General features: G+C 38.2%; 18 protein-coding genes. 6 read left to right on the forward strand and 12 right to left on the reverse strand.

Annotation, left to right across the window (positions count from 1 at the left end):
- Positions 1-5: 5 nt before the first annotated feature.
- Positions 6-524, forward strand: a complete 519-nt coding sequence (locus ACN0TV_RS04565; RefSeq protein ID WP_417360567.1) for a ubiquinol-cytochrome c reductase iron-sulfur subunit — start codon at positions 6-8, stop codon at positions 522-524.
- A 3-nt stretch (positions 525-527) separates the two neighbouring features.
- Positions 528-815: a hypothetical protein gene (locus tag ACN0TV_RS04570; RefSeq protein WP_417360569.1), complete on the forward strand. Its 288-nt coding sequence runs from the start codon at positions 528-530 to the stop codon at positions 813-815.
- A gap of 55 nt (positions 816-870) precedes the next feature.
- Here ACN0TV_RS04570 and ACN0TV_RS04575 read toward each other — a convergent pair whose 3' ends face one another.
- The 4 genes from ACN0TV_RS04575 to ACN0TV_RS04590 form a co-directional block, all read right to left on the reverse strand.
- The gene (locus ACN0TV_RS04575; protein ID WP_417360571.1) at positions 871-2,793 is read right to left on the reverse strand and encodes an alpha/beta hydrolase-fold protein; all 1,923 of its coding nucleotides are present in this window, start codon (positions 2,791-2,793) and stop codon (positions 871-873) included.
- A gap of 62 nt (positions 2,794-2,855) precedes the next feature.
- Complete coding sequence (locus ACN0TV_RS04580) at positions 2,856-4,562, reverse strand: glycoside hydrolase family 43 protein (protein WP_417360573.1); 1,707 nt, start codon at positions 4,560-4,562, stop codon at positions 2,856-2,858.
- 51 nt (positions 4,563-4,613) lie between these two features.
- Complete coding sequence (locus tag ACN0TV_RS04585; protein WP_417360575.1) at positions 4,614-5,585, reverse strand: glycoside hydrolase family 43 protein; 972 nt, start codon at positions 5,583-5,585, stop codon at positions 4,614-4,616.
- A gap of 113 nt (positions 5,586-5,698) precedes the next feature.
- Complete coding sequence (locus ACN0TV_RS04590) at positions 5,699-7,063, reverse strand: family 43 glycosylhydrolase (protein WP_417360577.1); 1,365 nt, start codon at positions 7,061-7,063, stop codon at positions 5,699-5,701.
- A 429-nt stretch (positions 7,064-7,492) separates the two neighbouring features.
- Here ACN0TV_RS04590 and ACN0TV_RS04595 point away from each other — a divergent pair, with 429 nt between their 5' ends.
- Together ACN0TV_RS04595 and ACN0TV_RS04600 are read left to right on the forward strand one after the other, a co-directional pair.
- Positions 7,493-7,828: a CidA/LrgA family protein gene (locus ACN0TV_RS04595; protein WP_417360578.1), complete on the forward strand. Its 336-nt coding sequence runs from the start codon at positions 7,493-7,495 to the stop codon at positions 7,826-7,828.
- Complete coding sequence (locus ACN0TV_RS04600) at positions 7,825-8,520, forward strand: LrgB family protein (protein ID WP_417360580.1); 696 nt, start codon at positions 7,825-7,827, stop codon at positions 8,518-8,520. Before ACN0TV_RS04595 ends, ACN0TV_RS04600 begins: the two co-directional genes overlap by 4 nt.
- Positions 8,521-8,649: 129 nt before the next feature.
- On the opposite strand, the gene ACN0TV_RS04605 is transcribed toward ACN0TV_RS04600, so the two are convergent.
- On the reverse strand, positions 8,650-10,311 hold the full coding sequence (locus ACN0TV_RS04605; RefSeq protein ID WP_417360582.1) for a sulfatase: 1,662 nt from the start codon (positions 10,309-10,311) through the stop codon (positions 8,650-8,652).
- A gap of 982 nt (positions 10,312-11,293) precedes the next feature.
- Between ACN0TV_RS04605 and ACN0TV_RS04610 the strand changes: the two genes are divergently transcribed.
- Positions 11,294-11,794 carry a DUF4199 domain-containing protein gene (locus tag ACN0TV_RS04610; protein WP_417360584.1) on the forward strand — a complete coding sequence of 167 codons (501 nt, stop codon included), beginning with the start codon at positions 11,294-11,296 and terminating at the stop codon, positions 11,792-11,794.
- 13 nt (positions 11,795-11,807) lie between these two features.
- Here the strand turns inward: ACN0TV_RS04610 and ACN0TV_RS04615 are convergent, their stop codons facing one another.
- From ACN0TV_RS04615 to ACN0TV_RS04640, 6 genes are all read right to left on the reverse strand, one after another.
- Positions 11,808-12,515 (reverse strand): class I SAM-dependent methyltransferase, encoded by a 708-nt coding sequence (locus tag ACN0TV_RS04615; RefSeq protein WP_417360586.1) that lies wholly within the window; start codon positions 12,513-12,515, stop codon positions 11,808-11,810.
- Positions 12,516-12,605: 90 nt separating this feature from the next.
- Positions 12,606-14,147 carry an L-aspartate oxidase gene (nadB, locus tag ACN0TV_RS04620; RefSeq protein ID WP_417360588.1) on the reverse strand — a complete coding sequence of 514 codons (1,542 nt, stop codon included), beginning with the start codon at positions 14,145-14,147 and terminating at the stop codon, positions 12,606-12,608.
- 3 nt (positions 14,148-14,150) lie between these two features.
- Positions 14,151-15,074 (reverse strand): quinolinate synthase NadA, encoded by a 924-nt coding sequence (gene nadA / locus ACN0TV_RS04625; RefSeq protein WP_417360590.1) that lies wholly within the window; start codon positions 15,072-15,074, stop codon positions 14,151-14,153.
- Positions 15,075-15,268: 194 nt separating this feature from the next.
- Positions 15,269-17,968, reverse strand: a complete 2,700-nt coding sequence (locus ACN0TV_RS04630) for a DUF5695 domain-containing protein (protein ID WP_417360592.1) — start codon at positions 17,966-17,968, stop codon at positions 15,269-15,271.
- 305 nt (positions 17,969-18,273) lie between these two features.
- Positions 18,274-21,309 carry a beta-L-arabinofuranosidase domain-containing protein gene (locus ACN0TV_RS04635; protein ID WP_417360594.1) on the reverse strand — a complete coding sequence of 1,012 codons (3,036 nt, stop codon included), beginning with the start codon at positions 21,307-21,309 and terminating at the stop codon, positions 18,274-18,276.
- Between the two features lie 15 nt (positions 21,310-21,324).
- Positions 21,325-23,598 carry a DPP IV N-terminal domain-containing protein gene (locus tag ACN0TV_RS04640; RefSeq protein WP_417360596.1) on the reverse strand — a complete coding sequence of 758 codons (2,274 nt, stop codon included), beginning with the start codon at positions 23,596-23,598 and terminating at the stop codon, positions 21,325-21,327.
- Between the two features lie 249 nt (positions 23,599-23,847).
- Between ACN0TV_RS04640 and ACN0TV_RS04645 the strand changes: the two genes are divergently transcribed.
- Complete coding sequence (locus ACN0TV_RS04645) at positions 23,848-24,690, forward strand: AraC family transcriptional regulator (protein ID WP_417360950.1); 843 nt, start codon at positions 23,848-23,850, stop codon at positions 24,688-24,690.
- Positions 24,691-24,791: 101 nt separating this feature from the next.
- On the opposite strand, the gene ACN0TV_RS04650 is transcribed toward ACN0TV_RS04645, so the two are convergent.
- Entirely contained in the window at positions 24,792-26,396 is a 1,605-nt protein-coding gene (locus ACN0TV_RS04650; protein WP_417360598.1) for a RagB/SusD family nutrient uptake outer membrane protein, read from the reverse strand.
- Positions 26,397-26,405: the final 9 nt, after the last annotated feature.

Here is a 26,405-nt window from a genome sequence, read left to right on the forward strand (position 1 = left end):
GAATCATGGCACAAGGAAATTCTGAAAAAGAGCCAAATTGGAAAAGTGATTTTCCCATTGAAACAAGACGCGTTACGCATGTTAGTCGTAGGGAATTTGCCAAATTCCTTGGAATTTTATCAGGGGCATTTGCCCTGAGTAATGGTTTTATCGTGGTAAGAGCAATGGCTTTTCCGGAAAAACCGTTAGAAGGCGAACATTTTATTGTCGATGCCAGTGAGGTTGCCGTTGGAGAAATGTTCCAATTCGAAATTGAAGGATCTAAGACTATCCCTTATATCCTTATCCATTTGGAGGAAAATGAGTGGCGTGCTTTTGAGCAAAAATGTACCCACCTAACCTGTGCTGTAAGATATGATAAACAAGTCAACAAGATTCAGTGTCCCTGTCATAATGGATGGTTTAGTGCTGATACAGGAGAAGTACTACAAGGGCCACCACCACGTCCACTACCGCAATTGGAAGTAGTCGTGAAAGAAGGAAAAGTATATGTCAAAGAATTTGTGGAAAATCAAAACGTATAACAAATGAGCAATTTTAGAGGGGCACAGAACAAAGCGCACCCAAAAAAGACCAATACCATTATGACGGGAATAATCGTGTTGCAAATCCTGTTTATTAGCATGCAGATCTGGTTTTTATTTGGAGCACTCAACAATGCATTAGAAGGTAATATATTTTTTGCAACCACAACCTTTGTGGGGTCGTTATTGATGGCTATAGCATCCTTTGCTGTTCTTAGGTATTTACCTGAGCCCCTAAAGAAAAGGTTCACAAATGCACCACGTAAAAAAGGGAGTAAAGATCAACAATAATCCTTACTCCCCTCTAAATTTTATAAGATCACGCACTGAGTTTCAGTGCGTCTTTTTATTTAAATAAGATCGCTGCAAATGAATAGAGATTGTGTCTCCATACAGGCCAGGTGTGTCCTCCTGGATATTCTGAATAATGGTACTTTATTCCCATTTCATCATATTTGGCTAGCATCGCTTTATTGTTGTGATAAGCGATATCTTCCTCTCCACCCATTGCAATCCAAAATGATTTTAAATTCTCATTTATCTGCGTAGCATTCTCTTTCATAAAAGCATATTCAGGGGCTGTTAATTCCGCGTTATTAGTAAACCAACCAGAGCTGAACACTCCCAAATAACCAAACATAGCTGTGTGGCGAACTCCCGCATACAAGGTTTGTAAGCCTCCCATGGAAAGACCTGCCAAGGCGCGGTGAGCAGCATCCGCTTTCACGCGGAAGTTATCCTCTACAAATGGAATCACGGATTGTAATAATTCGGCTTCAAAACGCCCTAGAGCGCTTTTAAATGAATCCATGCCTCCAAGGTTACCATCCATCATCACGATAATCATAGGCTCTGCTTTTTGAGCTGCTATAAGGTTGTCCAAAATAAAGTTTGCCCGTCCTTGAGTAGCCCATCCTCGTTGATCCTCTCCTCCACCATGTAAAAGATAGAGTACCGGATATGTGTTTTGTGTATCGGTATCATAACCTGGTGGCGTATAAACATACATACTTCTCCAACCAAAGGTAACCTTGGAAAAATAGTGTTTAATTCTCGTATCTCCATGCTCTACATCTTTTATGCCATAGAAGTCTCCATTGCGACTAGGTATTTCAATACCGCTGGCCATTCGACCCATACCGTAAAATGTCTCGCTTGCAGGATCTGCAACTGCTACACCATCGATAACTAAAGAATAATAATGGATGCCCTCCCCTATAGAATCCGTAGTAGCCGACCAAAGGCCATCAGCGTCCTTTTTCATATCATATTTTTTCCCAAGATCAATTTGTACCGTTTTGGCCTCAGGGGCTTTTAAACGAAATTTGACTCTATGATCGGGTAATATCTGTGGATAGTCAGCATTGCGCACATTTGTACTGGCTGGGGTTCCTAATATGGTGTATTTATTTAAACTTGAATTATCGACTGATTTGAAAAGAAATTGACTAAACATATAAAGTCCATTTTTCCATACCTTAAAATCATGAACACCTGGTTCTAGGTAATAAATATGTGGAACACCCTTTTTAAACAAATAGTCGTGAGTACGTTTACTTATAGCAACCAGATTGTCATCAACTCCACAGGAGATAAAGAGCAATTCTAAATTTCCTTTAACTTTTTCTGGATTAGGAATCAGCTCTTCTGGCGATTTTGTATTAGGAGCCGCAGAGAACGCGCCTACCCATCCAAAAGTGTCTAAATTGCCCAAACCAAAATTAAGCGACTGACCACCTCCCATAGATAAACCTGCAATAGCTCGGCTTTTACTGTCCTTTTTAACCGGGTAATTCTTTTCAATAAATGGAATAAGATCCTTAAGCAAATCATCTTCAAAGCGACTAAAGGCCTCAATCTTATCAGCTGAAAATATATTTCCAACTGCGCGGTCATCTTTCATCGCTCTCCCGTTAGGCATAACGACAAGCATAGGCTGCAATTTACCTGCAGCATAAAGATTGTCTAAAATCACTTGTGGATTTGCACCATTGAGCCATTCATTTTTATCTCCTCCAATACCGTGTAACAAATACAATACAGGATATTTTTTACCCTTCTTAAACCCTGGAGGGGTGTAGATTAAAGCATCTCGAGTATTCCCTACCGTTGTAGAGTTGTATTGTATGGTATCTAATTTTCCCTTGGCAATATCAGCTTGTTCTACGTCAAATCCTTTTGGAGCTTGCATCGCAATTTCTTGCGCATGCATGCTAATGGATAATACCATTAACAGCACATAGCAGGCAATACATTGAACGTTTTTCATAACTTTTAAGCTTTAAAAATTGGTGAATTTTGGTTGGTTAATTACTGTGCCATAATTTGCTATTATTCTTGAGTCAATAGAGCATCGTTTGCATGCGTTGCGTATAAGCCCAACAAGGCTCCTGTGAAACCTCCGGCAACATTGGTAGACAATATTGCACCAGATACAGTTTCTCCAAGATTTTGAAAATCACCTTCACCGGTAGCATAACTGAAAGTATATGCATCGCCTTGTGCCTCCACTCGAAGTTGTAATTCTTTACCAAGATCAATCGCTTTAGAGGCAAGGATCTCTGTCTTTCCTTTTACGGTCTTTTTCAATACCAAATAATACTTTTTATCCTTCTTGGTAACACCAAACACATAGTTGAATCCTTCATTTTGCAATGCAGTAATGCCCGCTAAATCATTTTCAGATTTTGGCTTATATGACATAGTGGTATTAAAGGAGAACGTATTGTGTTGCTGACGGTAAAATAATGTTGAAGTTGGCTTCATTTCTTTAATGTCAACGTCAAACGGAGTGATTTGAATTCCGTTTTTAGTCCATTGAAGGAAATCTTCACGTGGCCCTCTTAAACCAATCCAACGGTAATCCAGTGGTTGTGAAGAAAAGTCTTCTGTATAGGTGAAATTTCCATTTGGAAAATAACCATTTTTTCCTGTCTGATTGACAACACCTTCTGGCATCTTAAGTGTTGGCTCCATTGGAAGCATTCCATTGATAAACACCGGGAACTCTCCAGTCCAATCTACCGGAAGAATAAAAGTTTCTCTTCCTGTATTGACTCTATCCTTTTCATTAGGACGAATCGCTAAAAACACTCCGTAATACTTATCATCTGGACCAACAACTAAATCAGCGTGACCTGCCCAATCCACTTTATTATTTCTGTCTTTAGCAAAGTGACGTTGTGTAAGGATAGGGTTTCCTGGTGCCGGAATAAATGGACCTGTGGCGCTGTCACTTGAAAAAATGACCTCACTATGCCAACCTCCGGTTCCACCTTCTGCACACATTAAATAGTACTTTCCATTCTTTTTATAAATATGTGGAGCTTCAATCCAGATTGGTTTTTTTGAAAGATCAACTCCTCCATTAACAATAATTTTATCTGACCCTGCGACGATCTGATCTTTTTCCAAATCATATTCCCAAATCTTAATCACGCGGTGTCCTTGATATAATTCCTCTCCTTTATTTGGAGCATCATTATGCACCACATATGCCTTACCATTATCATCAAAGAAAAGAGAAGGATCGATTCCATCAAAGTTCAGTTTGATAGGATCACTCCATCCTTTATGAGGATCTTTGGATTTCACTACAATGTTACCCATACCACCGGCAAATTGAGTCGTAATCATATAAAATGTATCATTGTATTTATTGTAACGGATCACTGGAGCATAAATGCCCATGCTAATTCCGGAATCGTGCACTTTAAGTTGTGATTTACGATCCAATACGTGGCCAATTTGAGTCCAATTCACCAAATCCTTAGAATGAAAAATCGGAACCCCAGGAAACATAGAGAACGATGATACTACAATGTAGTAATCATCCCCTTTTCTAGTAATCGATGGATCTGGATAAGTCCCTTGCAAGATTGGATTGTAAAATTCATCTGCTTCTAAAGGATTTTCGTTGTATACATTGTCATTCCCACTGTAAACTACTTTAGAAAATACCGGTGAATTTTTTTGAGCTGTCCCACTGGTAAGGACAAACAAGACCAGCAAAGCTGTAATAAGAGCGTGTTGTTTCATTTTAAAAAAGCGTTGTGATAATATTAATTTAATTCAATTTAATAGTTCTTTTTATTCTGTAATGGGAGCTACTCCCTCTTTGGTTTGTACAACTTGTTTAATCGTGCCATCCTCATTGTAGTACATATAATCAACAGCTATGGATCGACGATAACTTCCTCCTGTTGGTAGAAGTCCGTTGTGGTAAAAGAAATAGTCTTTTGCTTTGTAATTGATAATCCCTGGATGTATGGTAAAACTATTTGGTGCCATATCGGACATTACACCTTGATATTCCCAAGGTCCTTCAGGACTTTTTGAAGTACTGTAGTCTATTGCTTCACGGCTTTCTCCTTTACTCGCATATGCTAAGTAATAGAGATCATTTCTTTTGTAAAGCCATGGTCCTTCGATAAAGTTCTTAAGATCCAAATAGTGAATTTCGCTGTCAAACTCAATCATATTATCCTTGAGTTTTACCCATTTACAACTACCGTTACCCCAGTACATATAGGCTTGACCATCATCATCTACAAATACAGTCGGGTCGATATCATCCCATGCATGTGGCTTATCTTTTGTCATTTCATTAACAACTAATGCCTTTCCGATAGCATCCTTAAATGGCCCAAGAGGGCTATCTGCAACAGCGACACCGATTGCGGCGCCTCCTTTGCTATCCTGGTTTTCTTTATGGAAGGTGGAAACATAGAAATAAAATTTCCCATCACGCTCTACACATTGGGCCGCATAAGCATCACCTGTTGCCCAAGAAAAGGTTTTTGGTGATAATTTAGGACCGTGATTTGTCCATTTTTTCATATCCACGGTTGAAAATACCAACCAGTCTTTCATTTCATAATTGGTAGAAGCAACGGAAGCCGTATCATGGCTTGTATAGAGGTACAGAGTATCTTTATATACCATTGGTGCTGGATCCGCAGTAAACACCTCAGTAATAATGGGGTTTTGGGCTACTGATAATTGAGGTATCATTACCATAGCAAGCAACGCGAGCCCAAAAAAGTTGAATTTTAAAGTCATAGTTCTATAATATAAATGTTCTAATGGTTCAAAGGTTGAATTCAGTATGCTTCTTAATTTAAATCTAAGAGCAGTGACTATTTGTATTACTTTTAATGGATACCTATCTCAGATTACTTTACAAATTGTATCCAATCTACTTGAACGACGCCATCACTCTCGATTGCCAATACCAAGTCCTTAATTCCTGTTGGTTTTCCACCGACCGGAAGTGTAATTACTTCAAAACCATCGGTGGCCTTAATCTTGGATTTTGCAATAACATTGCCCTGAGCATCACGAATCTCTACGCTTGTTTTACTGGATAGAGCACTATTAATATTGATCAGAAGTTCTTTAGGTGCAGTGTCTCCAAATCCCACAGCATTATAACGGACTGTTGCATCAGTGTCAGTAAAAACTAGCATCCAACCTTTAAAAGTATCCTCCTTATCCAAATATACTGACTCTACACTGTCACTACTTTTTCTGCTATAGCGATCCAATTGTATATGTTTATAAGCAGATGATATTCCTACCCCCCTTAACGTGGGCAGTACCTTTTGAATGGTTCCATCTTCATTAAAAGACAAACTATCAGCCCGAATGGAACGGTTTTTATCAAAATTAGGCGATAGCTCACTATCGTGATAAAACAAATACCACTGTCCTTTGTACTTTGTGATGGAATGATGGTTTGTCCAAGTACCATTTGGCGATTCATCCATAATAACACCTTTGTGAGTATACAGACCTAAAGGCGTATCACTTACTGCGTATTCGAGCCTTTCAATTTTATTAGCCACATGTGGATAGGTCATATAATAAAGCCCATCACGCTGAAAAACAAAAGGGCCTTCCATATGTCCTTTTTGCGGTAGTTCCACAAAGGTTTTGGGCTCTGAGGCAAGTTCAAGCATATTGTCCTTTAGCTTCGCTCCATATATTTTACTTTGCGACCAAAATAAATAGGCCTGTCCGTCTTTATCTATAATTACGTTCGGATCAATTCCCTCCACACCTTCTATTGGTGAGGGATGTACAGTAAAAGGACCGTCAGGCTTATCAGAGATGGCAACACCAATTGAAAATCCTCCTTCACCATCAGCAGCTTCCTTCCTTCTATTTGGGAAATAAAAATAATACTTCCCGTTGCGCTCGATCAAGTCCGGTGCCCACATACTATAGGCATCCGAATCACCCCAAGGAACATCTTTCTGATCCAAAATCACACCATGATCTTTCCATTGGGTTAGATTGTCGGAAGAAAACACATGGTAGTCGGCCATATTAAACCACTCAGCTCGACCTTCTCCCTTGGGTGGTATAATGTCATGAGATGGATAAACATATATTCTCCCATTGAAAACTCTTGCTGTCGGATCCGCAGTGAATTGATCCATTATTAAAGGATTCTGCCCATATGAAAAACTCAGCATTAGAAAGAAAAATAATTTTAGAATGTCATGAATTTTATAATTCAAAAAGGCAGTTCTCATTTTAAATGATTTAAATGTTTATGTTGATTTTACAAAAGCTAACAATCACTGCTATTTTCCTTTTTTGCCTACACAAGGATACGGAAAATGAAAATGATTTTGAACTCATTACACTGTATTACTTTATACACCTTGTTGGTTCGAATCAAATATATCAGATAATAAAATGACGATTGTAACGCTTTGTTACATTTTCGTATCGCTTTATAACATATACAATAATATCAGACAAATACAAGCTATTACATTAGTTACAAGAAGAATCAGACAGACAAGCACATACAAGGATCACGATTAATAAACATCACAAATAACCCCTATTATTTATCAAAAACTGCATTATGTATCACATACAAAAAAGGTATATTTGACCTAAATTGAAACCATGTCTAAAATGGTTATAATCCAAAAACGATAAATACGATTCGCATGATAAAATCCCTATTGTTGATTTTCCTGTTTTTATTGATTGGTGAGTCTTTACAATTCTTCTTTAAGCTACCAATGGCAGGAAACATTATTGGAATGCTTTTGATATTTCTGGCACTTTGTTTAAAGGTACTGAAGTTAAAAGACGTGAAGCCTGCCTCTGATTTCTTAATTAAATATTTAGTAGTATTCTTTATTCCTTATGGAGTAGGTCTGATGGTTTATGCCGATATACTCAGTGAGTACTGGTTGCCAATTTCGGTAGCGGTAATTTTCAGCACCCTTCTATGCCTTTATATCACTGGTTTATTATTTCAGACACTACATAAGAAATGAAATTATTTTTCGAACAACCCATCTTTGGCGTAACACTAACCCTTTTAGCCTATTACCTTTCAGGTCTCTTAAAGAGAAAATTTGACTACATACTGTTTAACCGAATACTCGTTTCAGTAGTTATGATCATCGCTGTACTACTGATATTGAAGGTAGATTTTGAGCAGTACAACATTGGTGGTAAATATATCAGCTTTTTCCTCGGACCCTCAGTAGTGGCACTCGGTGTCTTTTTATATGAAAAGTTAGAAGAAATAAAACAAGATTTAAAACCCTTTATAATTTCTGTCGTCCTAGGAGGACTCATCGGAATGCTTTCGGTATTGGGAAGCTTGTATTTGTGGAACGCACCTGAGATTTTATCGAGGTCTTTAATAGCAAAATCGGTCACCACACCTATTGCTATCGAAATTACCAAGATCACCGAAGGCCTACCAGAGATTACTGCTGGTATAGTTATTATAACGGGTATTCTTGGAAATGCCATAGGAGCACCATTTCTCCAAAAGTTGGGCATTAAAAACCCCTTAGCCATTGGAACGGCTTTAGGCACCTCGGCTCATGGAATTGGAACCGCACGTGCCTTTGAAATCAATAGATCTGCTGGTGTATATAGTGGTTTGGCTATGTGCTTTAACGGCTTATTAACCGCCCTTTTAGCACCTTACATCTTAGAGTGGATATTTAGTTAATCAATGATCAAAAAATAAAGGAATCAAACCATGTTTCGTTTATTAAAGCATAGCTTGATTCCTTAAATAGCGGCTATCTCTCCCGGATAGCCCTACAACACTTTCATGATTGCTTTAGGATAAAACAGTTTACTTAGCGTTAATTTTTGCTTTGTATAATTCGATAAAGCGGTGATCCTTCTCCTCTGAGTCTTTGTACTTCTCACGTACCTGTTGTAATTTTTCTTTCATCATTGCTACCACATCTGCATACGCTGGGTCGTGATAAACATTGTGGAGCTCATTTGGATCATTTTTTCTGTCATAGAGTTCCCACTGATCAATATCATAATAAAAATGGATCAATTTATACTTCTTAGTTGCAATACCATAATGTCTTTTCACACTGTGTTCTGCTGGATACTCATAATAATGGTAATACACGGCATCCCTATCCCAGATCTCATCTGATCCTGTTAATAATGGAACAAGACTTTTACCCTGCATATCTTCAGGAGCCGTAACCCCTGCAACCTCTAAAAAGGTTTGAGCGAAATCTAGATTTTGCACCATTTCATCCTCTGTAATCCCTGCTTCTATTTTATGAGGCCATTTAATTAACAAAGGAGTTTTAAAGGATTCATCATACATGAACCTTTTATCAAACCATCCGTGTTCACCTAAAAAGAACCCTTGATCAGAGGTGTAAACCACTATTGTATTTTCACTAAGATTATTAGTCTCAAGATAATCAAGTAATCTACCAACATTCTCATCAACTGAGGCAATGGTTCCTAGATAATCCTGCATATAGCGTTGGTATTTCCACACGGTCAACATGGAGTCATTCATTTCAGAATACGCTTCTTTAAACGATTTGTTAATCGGATCATAGGCCTGTTTCCATGCGGTACGTTGTTCCTGGTTCATCCTTGAGGTCGGGTCACTATTCATATAAGGTTCTTTAATCCCCAGATCAACAAGTGTTTGTGTATAAATTTTATTGTCGTACCCTAAAGTCATATGCTTTTTAATACCCATCTCTGCTTGACGTGAAGCAATACTATATGGATTTAAATTCACACCCTTCTTCAAGTCACCTGAGCTTATATTTTCACCGGTAGCATTTCGTTTGTAATCATCGAAGAGAGTCCCTGGAAGTGGAAAGGTCTTGTGGGTATATTCATCCAAATGACGTTCAGCAGGTAACCATGCACGATGTGGCGCTTTGTGCAAATACATCAATAAAAATGGCTTTTCTGGATCACGTCTGTGATCTAACCAATCAATAGTCAAATCCGTGATAATATCAGTGACATAACCTACAATCGTCGTATCCCCTTTGTTCGTAATAAAATCAGGATTGTAATAACTTCCCTGCCCTGGTAGAATCTTAAATTCATCGAAGCCTTCAGGATTGTTTCCAAAATGTAATTTTCCAAACATTGCAGTCTGATAGCCCGCCTTTTGAAGCAGTTGAGGAAAGGTTACATTAGTAGTATCAAAAGCACTAAGATTATCAATTTTACCATTCATGTGACTATGCTTACCTGTCAAAATAACCGCTCTTGAAGGGGCACATATCGCATTGGTTACCGAAGCATTGGTAAACAACATCCCCTCATTAGCAATACGGTCTATATTCGGAGTTTGAATTAATTTGTCATTGTAGGCACTTATAGCCTGGTAACCATGGTCATCGGACATGATAAAAACAATGTTTGGATTTGTAGGTAATTCCTTTTCCTGGGAACAACTCGAAAACAAAGCCAAAATGATAAAAAAGAGGAGATTACATTTTAAATAATTCATATTGCAATGGAATTAATTTCCCGATCTAAAATCAGTTTAAATAAGGAAAGGTATATAACTAGTTTTGATTAATATTTAATTCTATGAGCCCTAGACTACACTACTAAAATCAGATCGACATTTAAAAAACTATCCGCCAATAAATATTGGCAGATAGTTTAACCAACCAACCCAAGTCAACTGAGATTAATCAGTCGACTCTTATCTTTAATTCAATTAATTTTTAGTTCCATCTTTTAGAGCATCAAATACATTTCTCATCGTCTTTATTAGTGATTTAATACCTGTAAATTGCAGATCTTTGGCAATATTCTAAGTCATCCTTTAGCGGAAATTAATAGTTCTTCACGTGTGTTTCCTTCTAAACTAAAGGCGTCTGACATTTAAATCTATAATATTTACTATTAAAAAACTTTAACCATTGCAGATTCAAAAACAAATCAATACCCCAATTAAGACTGTTAACATCCCAAAATATCTAATAATGATATCACATCTAATGATTTCAAGTGTTGTTCTTTGTAGCCAAAATAGGCTTAGGCTCATTGATTAATTATTTTTCGGCACAAGGTATCAAAATGGTTTTAAAAGCCTAAAGCCTCCAGGATTACATTAGGGTTACATTTGAGTACTTTTGGGATACAAATTGAATACTTTTTAGAACACAACCATTGGGGTGAAAAGCCATTTAACTCCAATGATAGCAATACATCAAAGCATAAACAAATTAAGAATACACCAACACATCTCCTGATAAAACAGAAACACTACAAAAGGGAATCTATAATTGAGAGCATTTAGAGATCAAAAAAGAATATTAATCCAAATGGTAAGTTTTTAAACCACGAAAAGACTTAAAGAGAGGTGATGAATTGTTAAAAAATGGGAACCGTTTGGAATTTAAACAAAATTATAGTCATCCTACACTACTATTTTTTTTAAAAATTTATAATTTGTATTAAATTTAATTAAAACACTAACCATGGAAGTTCAAAAAACAGCATTGAAGTACGGAATTATCACTGGTGCAGTATTAATTATTTACTTCCTTTTATTGGCAATGATAGACCTACACACGCAGGCTGTTTACAGTATTCTAAATATCGTAATTACCGCAGCGGGTATTTTTCTAGCCATCCGGAGGGTAAAGAAAATCGAAAAGGAAGACTTTAAGTATCAATTCGGGTTTGCTGTAGGAATAGGCACTGGTTTTACTGCAACGGTTATTTTCACCCTGTTTTCCGTCCTTTATATCACTGCGCTGAATCCAAACTTTACGCAAGTTTTTATGAAGCAGTGGGAGTTTGAATGGTCCGCAACTAACGGCATGTTATTGTTGACAATCTTCCTTATGGGTCTGGCAACAACCGTAGTACTCACCCTTTCATTTATGCAACTCTTCAAAGACAGCTGGAATACTATTGAAGCAAGCAGACACACCCTATCCAAACACAACAATGTAAAACCTAAAGGAAATCATTAAAGTTTATCTAGCATTATTTAAAACCTACGAAAGAGGCAAAACACAAGTTTTTGTGTAACACATCAATGGAAGAAAAACCAACTCTTTGCATTAAATCCAACTGATAAATAAGACTCCTAGGAGTATCTTCTTTGAGAATATAAGCAAAGACATCATCCCTGTAGTTTTCGTCCTTTAAACCTGTTAGATAAGCTCCGTATAGGTCACTATAGATATACTGCTGCATAGACTTGGTGTTTTGCTCCACCAAATCGAAAATCCAAATACTTCCTCCAGGTTTTAAAAGTGAATGGAGCTTTTTAAACGAAGTTTCCCAATCCTCATCATCACGAAGATGGTGTAATACGGCCGTAGCAATAATGACATCGTATTGACATTCTCCAAGTGACTGATTTCTAAAATCTCCTTTAACAGCACTCACCTTTCCTTTGGTTAAACCGCTTAGTCGTTGTGTTGCTCTATCGAGCATAGCTTTGCTCAAATCTGATAAGGTGTAATTGATATCTGAGACTTTTTGAGCAAGCTTCACACTGTAATTCCCAGCACCACAACCAACATCCAACACTGAAATCCCAGAAGGATAATGCCTTGCTATGGCAGCTGTTATGAGTTCTAAATTATGAGCAGCATCTAAGGTTGTTGCCTGTCCAGTATCTAAGTTTGAAAAACGTTCAACGTCTTTATCAAAGCGCTTTTCTATTTCATCTATGGTTGATTTCATGCCATAAATGTATGAAATAGCACTAAAAACAAACCCAATAGCATTTAAGGGACTACGAAGTCCAAATTTAAAATTCAATCAAAATAAGCGCTAAAGTTGACTATTGAAATAGCCTCCTTTGTTTTCTTTTCGAGCAATAGACTGGTCTATAATTGATTGAGCGACTATAAGCATATTACGATACTCACAGAGTTTTGTATTTACCGACACCTTAAAATGGCTTATTTGAACTTTACTGATGAGCTTTTGAAGTCTTTTTTTAGTCCGTATAAGTTGATCTGTACTGCGAACAATTCCGGCATTCTCAGACATTATAAGCTGAAGCTGTACAATTTTTTGTTGAACCCCTTCAGATTCCTCAACGAACCTAAAAGGAGTAGCTCTATTTTGAATGGGAGCTACAAGATCATGATCTTCAGAAAAATTCTCTCGATGAAAATCAAATATAGAATGGGCATACACTAAGGCTTCCAAGAGAGAGTTCGAAGCTAAACGGTTTGCTCCGTGAAGACCAGTACTGGAACATTCTCCACAAGCAAATAAATTCATCAAGCTGGTTTTCCCTTGGGGGTCCACGACAATACCGCCACATAAATAATGAACTGCTGGCACTACAGGGATCCAGTCCTTTGAAACATCTATGCCTCTTTGTAAACAGGTATCATAAATGGTAGGAAATTGCTTTTTAAATTCTTCATGGTCAAGATGGGTACAGTCTAAATAGACACATTTCTCTTTGGACAATACCAATTCTGAATGTATCGCTCTGGACACGATATCTCGTGAGGCTAGTTCACCTCTGGGATCATAATCAAGTGTAAATCGATAAGCTTTTGAATTTCTAAGATAAGCTCCATGTCCGCGGACTGCTTCAGATATTAAAAAAGATGTTCCCGAACCCTTCTCGAAATAGACCGTAGGATGAAATTGGATAAATTCCATAGCACTAACCTCAGCCTTGGCTCTAAGGGCCATCGCAATACCATCTCCGGTTGCAATTGAAGGATTGGTGGTATGTGCATACAACTGCCCTATTCCACCGGTTGCCATGGTTGTAGTTTGAGCTTGAATAAAAAAGATTTTTAGGGAATTCTGATTGAAGATATAGGCTCCTGTTACTGAGACTTGTTTGCCATCATCACTTGAGATTCTGGTCTGTAAATCGATGGCAAAACAGTGTTCTAGAACTTTAATGTTTTCAAGAGCTTGAATTTTCTTGGTTAATGCACGTTCTATTTCGCGACCCGTAGCGTCTAAGTGATGTACGATCCGGTGCTGGGTATGTCCTCCTTCTCTGCAAAGCAGCAATTCTTCATTGGGATCTCGATCAAATCGCGTTCCCCATGCTAGAAGTTCATTTACACGTATAGGTCCTTGTTTGACAACCTGTTGTACCACTTTCAGATCACACAAACCATCACCAGCTCTTAAGGTATCATCTATGTGTTTTTGAAAAGAATCCTGGTCTTTATCCAGCACCACTGCAACCCCACCTTGCGCAAAACGAGTATTGGATTCACCTACCTTTGTGACTATTGTTATTGTTTTAGATGGAAAATATTCTGCCAATTTGATGGCCAAGGTCATACCTGCAACACCCGAGCCTATGATTAGGAAATTTGTATGTATCATGGCTTAGGATAATTCTAACATTCGAAGTATGGGTGCAATCGCTTTTTGCTGTACACTTGGATGGATATCAATTTGAGGAGTTTCATTTAATAAGCAATTGTAGAGCTTTTCCAAAGTATTTAACTTCATAAACGCACATTCACTACAGGCGCAATGATTATCTTCCTCGGCAGGTGCTGGGATTAAAAGCGTAGTAGGCACCTCTTGTTGCATTTTGTAAAGAATTCCTGCTTCAGTGGCAACAATATAGTCATAGGTAGGATTTTCTTTTACATACCTTATCATTCCAGCCGTGGAACCCACATAGGAAGCTGTTTCCAAAATATGAGATTCAGACTCCGGATGTGCAATTATTTTAGAACCTGGATAAGACTGATATAATTTCATTAATTTGTCAAAGGAGAATGCCTCATGGACAATACATGATCCATCCCAAAGTAACATTTCCCTATTGGTCTTTTTTTGAATATACTTTCCTAAGTTCCGATCAGGTGCAAATAATATGGGCACATCTCTGTGAACGGAATTGACGATTTGTTCCGCATTTGAAGAGGTGCAAACCAGATCACTCATCGCTTTTATCTCTGCAGCACAGTTGATATAGGTAATTACAACATGATCAGGATGTTGATCTATTACTTTTTTAAAAGCTTCTGGCGGACAAGAGTCTGCCAAAGAACAGCCCGCAGCAAGATCGGGTAACAACACCTTTTTTGAAGGATTTAAAATCTTAGCAGTCTCTGCCATGAAGTGAACGCCTGCAAAAACTATAATCTCTGCATTAGAAGAAATAGCTTGTTGTGATAGCCCTAGACTATCACCAACAAAATCAGCGACTTCTTGAATTTCGGTAGATTGATAATAATGTGCCAGAATTACAGCATTTTTCTTCTTTTTTAATTCTGCTATTTTTTGGGAAAGATCCATAGTTATTGCATTCAATTTTGCGCATAAAATTAGAAACAACAAAATCAAATTTCTATGATCAAGGTCATAAATATATAAATTTTCACCGCTAATTAGAAAGCTTCCTAACAACACAGTAAGTAGCTTAAGGGCTCAAAAGTATTTCAGGAGCACTTAAAATTTACAACCCATTATTTCTAATCTAATTGTGGAATCTACAATGCTATTTCGATGCTTGTTTTACTTTTACCCAATGGAATTTTGTACCTACCTCTTTCTTGAGTAAAGGGAAGTTTAATTTCTTTATTGGCGCTCAAGTATGCAGTAGGGGTATGCTCACTTTCAGGATCTAGATTAAGTTTAATACGGTTTTTTTTGGTATCATATTCCACACTATGAATGGTACCAGCATCTAAAGTAATCAGCAATTGCTCCGCAGCAATAAAAACTTGATTTTTAGATGCCGTTGTAAGGGTCATCTCTACTTTCTTGCCTTGCTTAGTAATATTACCACCAAAACCTAGCCAACCGAAAGTTTCAGAATTGATCAAATATGCCGCTGAATTTATCGCATATCCGAAAAATCCAGAACCGTAATCACCAGAAAGGTAGTCGATCTCCAAAGTACTTGGAAAGGAGTGAAATGCTGCTGGAGCGAATCCATCTTGGGTGATATTCGCAATCGCTCCTAATCTTCCTCCATAACCAATTCTCAAAAGATATAAATCATCTGGAGAATTCTGATAAGCTTTTAAAACCGGTATGGCATTAAGTGCCGATCCATAATGATGAATTTGCCGTTCAATTCGAGATAGTTTTCCTCCATATAAGAAATCCCAATAGCGTCTGGCATTACCGTTATACGCCCAATGTGGCATAGTCGGCATATAAGCCAATATGGCATTTAAAGTAATTGTTGCTTTTTGATCATAACCAAAATAATCCGACCACATAAACACCTCTTCTTGACCTGTAGAGTCCCATGGCATTTCACTTCCAAAAGGATAATTAAGTGACTTCCAATGATCAGCTCTTTTCTTCATTGCTTCCTCCAAAGTAGCAGCAATGGTATCCATACCTTCTCGCTTCAAATCCATAAGAACTTCGAGAAATATTGTCCCTTCCATCTGCCCGAATTGTGCGTAATATGGAGCGAGCTCGGTCATGGCCATAGCCGTATGATATGCCTGTTTTAAATACCAATCCCAAGATTGTGTATCAACCATTTTGTTGTGAAATCGTGCTAAACGGTATTGTACCCAATAGGCAGCGGTCACATGAGGATAATTGTATGACCGTCCAGGGTCATTGGCATGCTTGTGATCCCAAGCCGCCCAGGTATTGTAATTTATACTATCATTATAAGTCCCTTTTGGAAGGCTATCAGATTGGTAATAGAACATACTTTTCTTTACACCATATTTGTTTTTCCCTGAATTGTACTGAATGCCACCCCACATCGTTTGGTGTACAAAGCTTGTCATTTTATCCATCTGATTTTGGTCAGGCTGAACATATTGCTTCATCATTGCAGCAAGCCAGCTACCTGCACCACCTTCATCACTGAGCCCGGCAATCCAAGCTCGGCTGTCTTGTGTTTGTTGTCTTTTCATTTGATAATCATAAGAAATTACCGAAGGAGCTCTATTAAAGCGATCATCCTTTTGATCAAACCATTGCTCGGTGGTTAAAAAATTTCCCATATCACTAACCACATCCTCCTCGGATTTGATGACCTTGTAGTGTATAGTTTGTTGCTTTCCATCCTCATATACGATGGATACCCGAGCTCGTCCCCACTTCTGTGGCGCCACAGCATACTTGGTATATCCATTTTTAAGAATCTCACTTGGTGAGATCGTTAAAGCGTTCTCAGGTGTTACCTTAATGGATTCAATAGGACTAGGCCATTTTAAAAACAGGCTACCTTCAACGTCCATTGGTAGTACATAACCTGGGATTCCAACTGCTACAGGCAAATGATGATCAACCAGACGTTCCGAAATCGATCTCAGATCGTTGGCCAGGGTAAACTTAAGCGCAAATTCTTTAGCCTCTCCTGGCTTTAAAAAAGCAGAAGTTGGTGTGTTCCACTGTTGTACTCCCTTCCACTGATTTTCAGCATATGATTTGCTCAGTGCCATCCATTCATGGAAGCCCTCAAAGACAATACTCCTTGGGGTCAGATCGTCTAATAATGGACGATACGCCTCAAAAGGCATATTCTCCTTTGGGATTACCAATAATGCTTTTCCTTTTCCATGAAGATGCTTCACTTCTAGATAACCAGCATCCAAGCCGATATAGGGGTCAAAGAACACATTATCTGCATGAGCTTCATCCAAGGATTTTCCTTCAAGTATATTGTTGAAAACCATAGGCACTCCAAGAGCTCCCAATTCTACTGTTGTATTTGAAGTATTCGTGATCACGAACCTCAAAACCAAGTCCCCATGATCTTCTTGGTAATAACGCTTGATATTCACGGGCATGCGCTCAGGAAATGTGTTTGCCAAATCCGAAGCAGCTAAAACATCCCCATGAGCCAAAAGTGGCGTAACCCTCGCTCTGTGGTAGGCCGAAGAATAAGAATTCCACGACCCTTCATTAGTCCTAAGCGTTATATTAATATCCCCTAGATGATACAGACTATCCTTATCACGAATCTCTATACGTTCCCCTGGTGTAAAATCAAATCCCTCTTCACCATTGGCAAATAAACCTGCAACAGTTTGAGAGCTATTAACTAATTTTAATGTAAAGTTCGCGGTCTCAACTTTAGAATAGCCTTGTTCGAGTCCAAGAGTTGCTTTCCGGCTTTTAATTTTATCCCAATATTGCTGTGCGTTCAGACCTATTGAACACATTAAAACTATCATAAATACCAGATAATTCTTTGAGTAGCTGTATTTCATTGTTATGATTATCAATTAGTTAGCTTGTTTAATTTAAACACATTTTAGAAGTGCTTTGCTTTGGCACATCTAAAGGCAGATTGTTTCTGATACAAATTGTATACTCAATTTGGACATCTTCTTAATTTTCACTTTACCATAGAACATCCCGTCAGTTGGACTAATGGAATAATCCCTTGGGGTTCGGACTATTGATCCTTTTCTTAGATTAGCTACTAGAGATACCTTTGATGATTTGTGTCAATCAAAGATATACTTTGCTATCGACGATCTTCACCAAGGCTTACTGCTGCTTCCAAAAGGTCTTAGTCCAGACTCACATCCAGATACACCGAATGACGCCCATAGGTTTCATAGAAAGGTTTAAACACTATACCCTTATAATTAAACTCTAAAGTAGATGGATCACCTTGAATGGACTTCCCTAAATGTTGGGCATCAAAAGTTACTTTACGCCACTCGGTTCTTGGTGCGTCTTCCTGAGCTGCAAGTAGAACAGGACCATAGAACAAGCTGGCAATGTTTTGTTGATCCATCACCGGCTCCAATCTAAATTCAAAAGGCATACGAATTTCAATAGTGTCGCCATTTCTCCATTTGCGATTGATACTTACGTAGCTTCCAGGGCTACTTTCGAGATCAATTTCTTTACCGTTGATTTTGACATAAAACCCATTTGTTGCCCAACTTGGAACCCTGATTTTTAGTTCAAAACTCCCTTTACCTTTAATCTTTAAAGTCGTATGATCTTCATTTGGAAAGGAGGTGATCTGATCAATTTGAATATTACGCTGAGTCCAATCAAGTCTAGAGGGAATAAAAAGATTAACATACAAGCTTTTATTATCCTTACTTTTAAAATAAATGGAATTCTGAAGCTTGGTGCTACTTTCAATGGCCGTACCATTACAACAGGTAAACCCTTTCATATCAGGATTACCAAAGTGTTTCACTGATCCTGGCAAAAGAGGCACATGATAGGTGTTAGCTGGACTATCCTTAGCTACGGAAGCCAGTATATGATTGTACAGTCCACGTTCGTAATAATCCATCAACTGAGCCTTGGGCTCAAAAAAGAATAAATTTCTGGTAAGTTTCAACATATTATAGGTTGCACAGGTTTCATTCTGACCGCCGGAAGAAAATCCATTTTCATACAGGGTGGCCGGCTGTGCTGGAAAACACTCTGCATTTGCAGGATTCCGTGCTCCTGCAACCCCTCCAATACTATACATATAATCATGGGTAGTTTTAAACCAGAAATTGTCTGCAATTTTGAAATACTCCACTACATCGGTATCACGATACATTTCTAAAGCCCCAACAATTTGTGGAATATGTTGGTTGGCGTGTAAACCTCTAAATGTATCTACATTCTTGGCCAAACCATGAGTATGTTGGGCATCACCATAAAACATTTTTATATTATCAAACAAAGTAGCAACCTCAAGATAGGGCTCAGTTCCACTAAGGCGATACAAGCGGGCCATAACTTCATTCATCCCGCCATATTCCCCAGCGATATAGCGATTCCACATACTAATAAGGGTTGGTGTTGGGAGCTCGCCAATTCGAGCAGCAACCCAGTCTCCCATACCCTGTGCAACAACTAGTGCTTTTTTGTTTCCGCTAATTTCATAGATATCTAACAGTCCTGCAAGTATCTTGTGTAGCGTATAATAAGGCGCCCATATTTGATCGTTCTGACCACCATAAGTGGCACCCCTTTCTAGCATGATAAACTGATCTGGTGGGTAGGCACTAATATAGCCCTTCCCCCAATTCCAATAATCATTTCTAATCCCTTGTTCACTTAAATCAGAGTCATAGCCGGATTTCCCAGGTCCAAAAGGTACCTCTCTGGGATCTGAAACAAAATCTCCTCCTGGAGTTTTAGGCTCACCAGATAATTTTGATAAATCGTATAAGGTTTCAACCATATACTCCATCTTTTTTGCAAACACATCCTGAAGTTCCTTATTGTAGGTACTACTGGCATAGGCTTGGGCAATTGCACTAAGGTAATGCCCGCTAGCATGCCCTCTTAGTTTGGTTTCTTGAGAATCCCAAACCCCTAAAGGCTCTGCTCCATGTGGTTGCTCTACCCCAAAAGCATTTCGAAACATGTATAAAAATGAATCTGAATTGGTTTGTGCTAAAGCGCCAATAAACTTATCCCTGTTCTCAATAAACTTGGTCTGCTCTCCATGGGGGCCTTTGTTTAATCGTACCTGGCTTAATTTAAAGGGTTCTAAAATACGTTGGGGAGCCTTGATGGGCATTTGTTTTACGGTAACTGTTGCCTTAGGTTGTAATGGTGAACCTGAAATTCTGCCGACAAGAGTATAAGTCCCTTCTTGTTGAACCTTGTGATTATCCTCTGGCGTAGGCCATATAACACGAACTTTAGTGTTGTCAACCCCTGTGTTGTACTGTGCGTCTAAATAGGCTGGTAATCGCGGTAGTTCTCCTACATTAGTACGAACCTGGATATCCTCAACGCTTTTCAAGTACGCAATATAAAGCTCAGGTGTTTGCGCATGGAAACCTGGTAATTTATCTTCATTTTCTTGACGCTCATTTACCACAGCTTCCCCTTGTAAAGCAGTGTGATATATCCGCTCTACCTGTTGTGCACTCAAAGCAACATGATACATTCTAAAATCATGAAGCTTTACATCTCCCTTTCTTTCACTCCCATACAGCGATTGTCCAATATAAAATTGATTGTTCTTGGTATTACTCAAATCAAACACTTGGTTTAAAGCTATATTAGTTATAGTTGTAGTTTCCTCTAATTTCCCATCCACATAAAGCTCAAAATCACTTTTAACAATATTAAAGATCACTACAAAGTGATGCCAATTATTTAACTTCAAGCCTTGTTTTTTTGTTTGTATTTGATTACCATCTGCAATTACCTCAGCAATTAAATTACCCTTGGAAAGTCCTATTGAAAAATGATTCTTTGTATTAACACCAAAATCTAATAAACTTAAGGTCTGCTCAGAATCTGATAAAAACCACCCTGAAATGGTCAAAGATTCCTCAGCACCTATTAATGCTCCAGGAAGTTTGATGAAGTTCTTATCAGCGCTCTGCAAGGACAATACTTTTCCAAAAACAGCATCATCCGCAAAAACTACTTCACTACCTTGTAACTCGGCATGAAGATTATTTCGTGACCAATCCCTTAGATTCTCATCGAAAACGTAACGGGCTGTTAAGGCCGTTTCTCCAATCCCATCCAGAATCTGATCACCTTCCTGAGCCTTTAATCCAAAGGTATGTAACCAACAAAGACTCCATATGATAAGTGTAAATAAATTAGCTAGCTTCATTTAATTAGTTTTAGTTTAATTCTGTAAATTTTCGTTTTTAGGGTATATCTCCTCCCAAGACGGAGGGTCAACTCCTAATAATTTCTTTACAAAGAAATCCTTGCGCTTACGTTCGCCGAAAGTACCTCCTGAGGAATGTCCCATACCTGGAATCACTACCAGTTCGAAATCCTTACCTGATTCAATTAGAGCATTGGCAAATTGAAATGTAGATGCAGGATCAACATTATCATCCAGCTCCCCTACCATTAACATTAAATCACCTTCCATTTGATTGGCATGAACAACATTAGAGCAGGCTTCATATTGAGGTCCAATAGGGTACCCCATCCACTGTTCGTTCCACCATATTTTATCCATGCGATTATCGTGACAACCACAGGATGCTACAGCCACATCATAAAAGTCATGATGAAAAACTAGAGCAGCTCCTGCGTTTTGTCCACCTGCAGAAGTTCCGCGGATTCCAACCTTTTCGATATTCATATATGGGTACCGTTGTGCAGCTGCTGTTATCCATAATTTCCGATCAGGGAAACCGGCATCTTTTAGGTTTTTCCAACACACATCATGAAATGCCTTGGAGCGATTTGAAGTTCCCATACCATCTATCTGAACCATGATAAATCCAAGTTCTGCCAAAGAAGACATGGACCAATAATGGCTCTGAAAACTCTTAGGCACAAAAGAATCATGAGGTCCAGCATAGATATATTCAATTACTGGATACGATTTGGAAGGATCAAAATTTGTAGGACGAATAATAATACCCCAAATATCTGTTTCTCCGTCACGCCCTTTTGCTGTAAACACCTCTGGAGCTTTCCAACCGGTGGCGTTTAATTCTGAAATATCTGCTGTTTCAAGTTTCTGAATAACCTTGCCTTTTGCATTTTTCAAAACTGTAACTGGTGGCATATCCACTCTAGAATACTGGTCCACATAATAGCTGTTGTCCTCTGAGAAAAATACCTTATGATTTCCGTTCTCCACCGTATAACGTTTAAAGTTTTTCCCATCAAAGTCAATTCTGCAATAATGTTTGAAATAAGGATCTTGATCCTTGTCCAATCCGCTCGCGATAAAATAAATATGTTGGTTTTTCTGATCCACCTTCACAACCTCTCTCACCGGCCAATCCCCTTTTGTAATCTGACGAATCAGTTTACCACTGCGACCATCATAGAGGTATAAATGATTCCAGCCATCCCTTTCCGATGCCCATATAATTTGATTTCCACCGGCCACATCTTTCCGATATTTTTTTGAACTGTAATCTATAAAGGTTGGACTTAATTCATCGATCAATACCTTAACATCACCCTGATTTGCATCCACAAAAATAACGCTATAGCGTTGATGCCCTCTTTGATTGTACTCAAAGGTAAAACCACTACTGTCATCACGCCATTGGAAGTTGTTCAAGTGATACTGCCGATTAAATTCGGTTGTAGGAACCTCTATGTGCTCGCCGGAAATAACGTTAAATAATTGAGGACTCCTAAATGCAACCTGATCACCAGGCTTAAGATAATCCCTAGACTGCAGCTTGGGTTGTAGTTGATCATCAGGGCTGGATTCCACAAAGTAAATCTTGTGATCCTGTGATGGTCTGTATTTGTAGGCCATTAACTTTTCACTGTCCGGGGACCAAACTATATGAGAAGAATAATAAAACGCTGCAGAACCGTCAAAACTCAATTGTTGCTCCAGAGCTGTCTCCAGATTTTTCACGTATACATTATAGTTCTTTATAAAAGCAGAGAATTTACCATCCTTAGAGGTAATGGGTTTAAGGTCTACTTCATCTGCCTTATTTCCCCAATACCTTGTTGGTTTCTTTTGATCGAGACTATCAAGGAGTTTTATTTTATAAGTGGCCAAATGGCATAAAAGCTCCAATTTATCGACTTTAAATTTAAGCGTGTTATTTGTCTGATCTTCCTCTAGATCTCGAATTCTAATAGCATCCTCGGCGATGTCTTCTTTTAGAAATTCTGATAAACTATTTGCCATTTTGGAATGATCAAACGCCATACTCCGAGTGTTGGACTTGGCATTAATTTTTATGTATCGTAATCCCTTCTTTGTATTGTTCATATACCAAAACACCTGATCATTCAGCCAATGAAAATCCTTCGGCGAATTATACACCGTATTTTTAAACAAACTGTCCACTGCTACAGAACGCTTATAATCCTCTAAGCTACCCTGAGCAGAAGTTGTTACCACAAATAAAAGTGTTAAAGAAACACATATTTTTTCGAGACTATTATTCCTTATATCCATAAGATTAAAACTATATAAAATCCCATTCATTATCTTGAAGAATATTAACAAAAATTCATATTATATTAACCCATTTTACTATTATTGTATATTTATTTAGGTATTATGATATAAAATGGATCAATTAAAAATTTCTAACAAACGGTGTATTAAATTTACTCGGCACCCCTAAGAGCCGAAACACTAAAGTATTAAAATCATATATATAATAATCAAAAGCCAACGATGATGATTAAAACATTAAAGACCATGAAAGTATTGCCTTTTAAAATACCCAAACCTAAGCAAGAAGCACTGGTGTATCAAGAGGATCGTGGATTATATTTTTATGACAAGCTTCATCAACATGAAGAACTTCAAATAAGTTATATCCAAAAAGGGAGCGGTACATTGATCGTTGGAGATTCTATTAACACCTACAATGCCAATGACATTCTGATTATCGGTGGAAACATCCCTCATGTCTTTAAAAGCGACCCAGAGTCTAGCTCTGATTCTGTTATGTTCACCCTATTTTTCACTAAAGAAGCTTTTGGAAAAGGTTTCTTTCAAATTAGTGATATGGAAAAAACACAAGATTTTTTCACCCATGCGCAATATGGCATGAAAATATCCCGTAACCACGAAAAAATTGTAGCTATATTCAAGCGTCTGCGCGGACAAAGTAAAATTGAACGCATAGCATCGTTGTTAAAAATAATTGATCAATCCCTTATTCTAGATTACAAACCCTTGTCTTCTTTTGTCTATGGAAAAAAATATACAGATGATGAAGGTAAACGCATGCGAGAAGTGCTTGAACATGCAATGGAAAATTATCACAACCAGATCACTTTGGAAGAAGTTGCCACTAAGGCAAATATGACCAAAAATGCGTTCTGCAGATATTTCAAAAAGAGAACAAATAAAACCTTTTTTCAATTCCTAATTGAAATGCGTATCGAAAACTCTTGTAAATTACTTTATAAAAACAGTGAGATGTCCATAGCTACGGTATCAGAGTTATGTGGCTTTCAAAACATCACAAACTTCAATAGAAAATTTAAGGAACTTAAGGGAATAACACCCTCTCAGTACAGAACTCAATTCTAATAACAATTATCACCTTCCGGTTAAATTTAAAGGCGAATGATTAAAAACCATTCGCCTTCTTCTAACAATTAATAATCTATCTAACATCAATTAATTTAATATTACTGAATATACCCGGGGTTTTGCTCTAAATTCGTATTGGTATTCAATTGCTCAAGTCCTATAGGGAAAAGAATAGTATGATCGCCCTGAGGAATGTGGTTGTACCAGTTTTTAGTTTGGAAAACTCCAAATCGAATCAAATCTGTTCTACGATGTGCTTCTCCTGCGAATTCCCACCCTAGTTCGTCTAGAAAGCGACCGTACTGAACCACGGACTGATCACCAAGTTGGTCAATACTACCATCTTCAGCTAAGGTTCCATAGTGCCAAGTTGTATTTCCTTGCAATTCAGCTCCTGTTACCGCTGCATCCGCAGGATTATCAAAGGATCTGTTTCGAACATCGGTAACCAAAACTGCTGCCTCTGCAGCTCTTCCGATTCTAAGTAAAGATTCCGCTTTAATCATCAAAACCTCGGTATATCTTAAAAATGGAAAGTCATTGTTAAGCGACGCTGTAGCTCCGGATTCAATTTCATATTTCCCAAGTCTAAAACCTTGTGTAAAAGTACAATTGTAGATACTAGGCATTTCCTTAACCAAAGTCATTACCACACTACCATCAACAGCATTGATCTGATCTCCCATCAGCCAAGTGTCATCTAAACGTTTATCCCCTTCTTGGTAAGTATCAATGAATTGAGGATTACAGCTTGAACCTCCCCATGGCTGAGCTTCCATATTAAAAACAGATCGGTGATCCGGCAACAACATCTTCATGTGTTCACCAAACTCAGGTGCATAGATTTGATCATATGGCACAGCAAAAACCATCTCGGAATTATCTTCATTTTGAGCATCAAATATCTCCGTGTATGTGGGCGAGAGCGAAAACTGTCCGCTGTTTATAATTTGATCACATGCAGCAATGGCTTTGTCCCACTGTTGGTCACCAGAATACACCTCAGCATTCAAATATACCTTAGCCAGTACATGATAAGCCGCCCATTTGGTCATACGTCCATAGGTAGACCTATCAACAGTTTCTGAAAGTGAAGGAATTACGGTCGTGAGTTCAGACACTACAAAATCATAAACCTCTCTTCTGGTGTTTTGAACCGGAAGCTCATCACCATAACTAGAGATAATTGGAACATTACCATGAGTATCCAAAAGCATGGAATAATACAGGGCGCGCAAAGCTCTCATTTCTGCAGCTATGCTCAAAGCTTGTTCCTCTGTAACAGGTAAGACTCCAGATTCAATCTGAAGAATAACCCTATTGGCACTGTTGATTCCACTAAAACAAGTTACCCAAGTATTTGTGGGTTGCCATTGTAAATTATCCCACTTGTGAAAATGCATACGTTTATAGGTTCCACCATCATCCCAACCGTTAGGTCTAGTAGGTGTTACAATAATATCCGCTGATTCTTCCTGTAAATCAAACCAACCCTGCCATCCCATAATGTATCTAAGGGGTGTATAGGCGGAAGCCATAACGGCAATAATATCAGATTCCGCGGGGACAAATGAGTCCTCTGTAACTTCTGAATATACCTCCTCTTCAAGATTTGTACAGCCTGCCGCTACGATAGCAAATACTATAGCAAAACTGAACATTTTCAAAGAAGCAGAGGTTATGTTTTTTGTTCTATTTTTCATCTGACTATA

Source organism: Galbibacter sp. (genome assembly GCF_048266365.1).
Taxonomy (GTDB): domain Bacteria; phylum Bacteroidota; class Bacteroidia; order Flavobacteriales; family Flavobacteriaceae; genus Galbibacter.

What these genes read in the sequence shown, in the direction of transcription:
- ACN0TV_RS04635 (WP_417360594.1), bottom strand. Translation starts at nt 21,309, where the DNA reads ATGAAGCTAGCTAATTTATTTACACTTATCATATGGAGTCTTTGTTGG.
- nadB (WP_417360588.1), bottom strand. Translation starts at nt 14,147, where the DNA reads ATGATACATACAAATTTCCTAATCATAGGCTCGGGTGTTGCAGGTATG.
- ACN0TV_RS04585 (WP_417360575.1), bottom strand. Translation starts at nt 5,585, where the DNA reads ATGACTTTAAAATTCAACTTTTTTGGGCTCGCGTTGCTTGCTATGGTA.
- ACN0TV_RS04605 (WP_417360582.1), bottom strand. Translation starts at nt 10,311, where the DNA reads ATGAATTATTTAAAATGTAATCTCCTCTTTTTTATCATTTTGGCTTTG.
- ACN0TV_RS04565 (WP_417360567.1), top strand. Translation starts at nt 6, where the DNA reads ATGGCACAAGGAAATTCTGAAAAAGAGCCAAATTGGAAAAGTGATTTT.
- ACN0TV_RS04630 (WP_417360592.1), bottom strand. Translation starts at nt 17,968, where the DNA reads ATGAAATACAGCTACTCAAAGAATTATCTGGTATTTATGATAGTTTTA.
- ACN0TV_RS04610 (WP_417360584.1), top strand. Translation starts at nt 11,294, where the DNA reads ATGGAAGTTCAAAAAACAGCATTGAAGTACGGAATTATCACTGGTGCA.
- ACN0TV_RS04615 (WP_417360586.1), bottom strand. Translation starts at nt 12,515, where the DNA reads ATGAAATCAACCATAGATGAAATAGAAAAGCGCTTTGATAAAGACGTT.
- ACN0TV_RS04650 (WP_417360598.1), bottom strand. Translation starts at nt 26,396, where the DNA reads ATGAAAAATAGAACAAAAAACATAACCTCTGCTTCTTTGAAAATGTTC.
- ACN0TV_RS04580 (WP_417360573.1), bottom strand. Translation starts at nt 4,562, where the DNA reads ATGAAACAACACGCTCTTATTACAGCTTTGCTGGTCTTGTTTGTCCTT.
- nadA (WP_417360590.1), bottom strand. Translation starts at nt 15,074, where the DNA reads ATGGATCTTTCCCAAAAAATAGCAGAATTAAAAAAGAAGAAAAATGCT.
- ACN0TV_RS04600 (WP_417360580.1), top strand. Translation starts at nt 7,825, where the DNA reads ATGAAATTATTTTTCGAACAACCCATCTTTGGCGTAACACTAACCCTT.
- ACN0TV_RS04570 (WP_417360569.1), top strand. Translation starts at nt 528, where the DNA reads ATGAGCAATTTTAGAGGGGCACAGAACAAAGCGCACCCAAAAAAGACC.
- ACN0TV_RS04645 (WP_417360950.1), top strand. Translation starts at nt 23,848, where the DNA reads ATGAAAGTATTGCCTTTTAAAATACCCAAACCTAAGCAAGAAGCACTG.
- ACN0TV_RS04640 (WP_417360596.1), bottom strand. Translation starts at nt 23,598, where the DNA reads ATGGATATAAGGAATAATAGTCTCGAAAAAATATGTGTTTCTTTAACA.
- ACN0TV_RS04590 (WP_417360577.1), bottom strand. Translation starts at nt 7,063, where the DNA reads ATGAGAACTGCCTTTTTGAATTATAAAATTCATGACATTCTAAAATTA.
- ACN0TV_RS04595 (WP_417360578.1), top strand. Translation starts at nt 7,493, where the DNA reads ATGATAAAATCCCTATTGTTGATTTTCCTGTTTTTATTGATTGGTGAG.
- ACN0TV_RS04575 (WP_417360571.1), bottom strand. Translation starts at nt 2,793, where the DNA reads ATGAAAAACGTTCAATGTATTGCCTGCTATGTGCTGTTAATGGTATTA.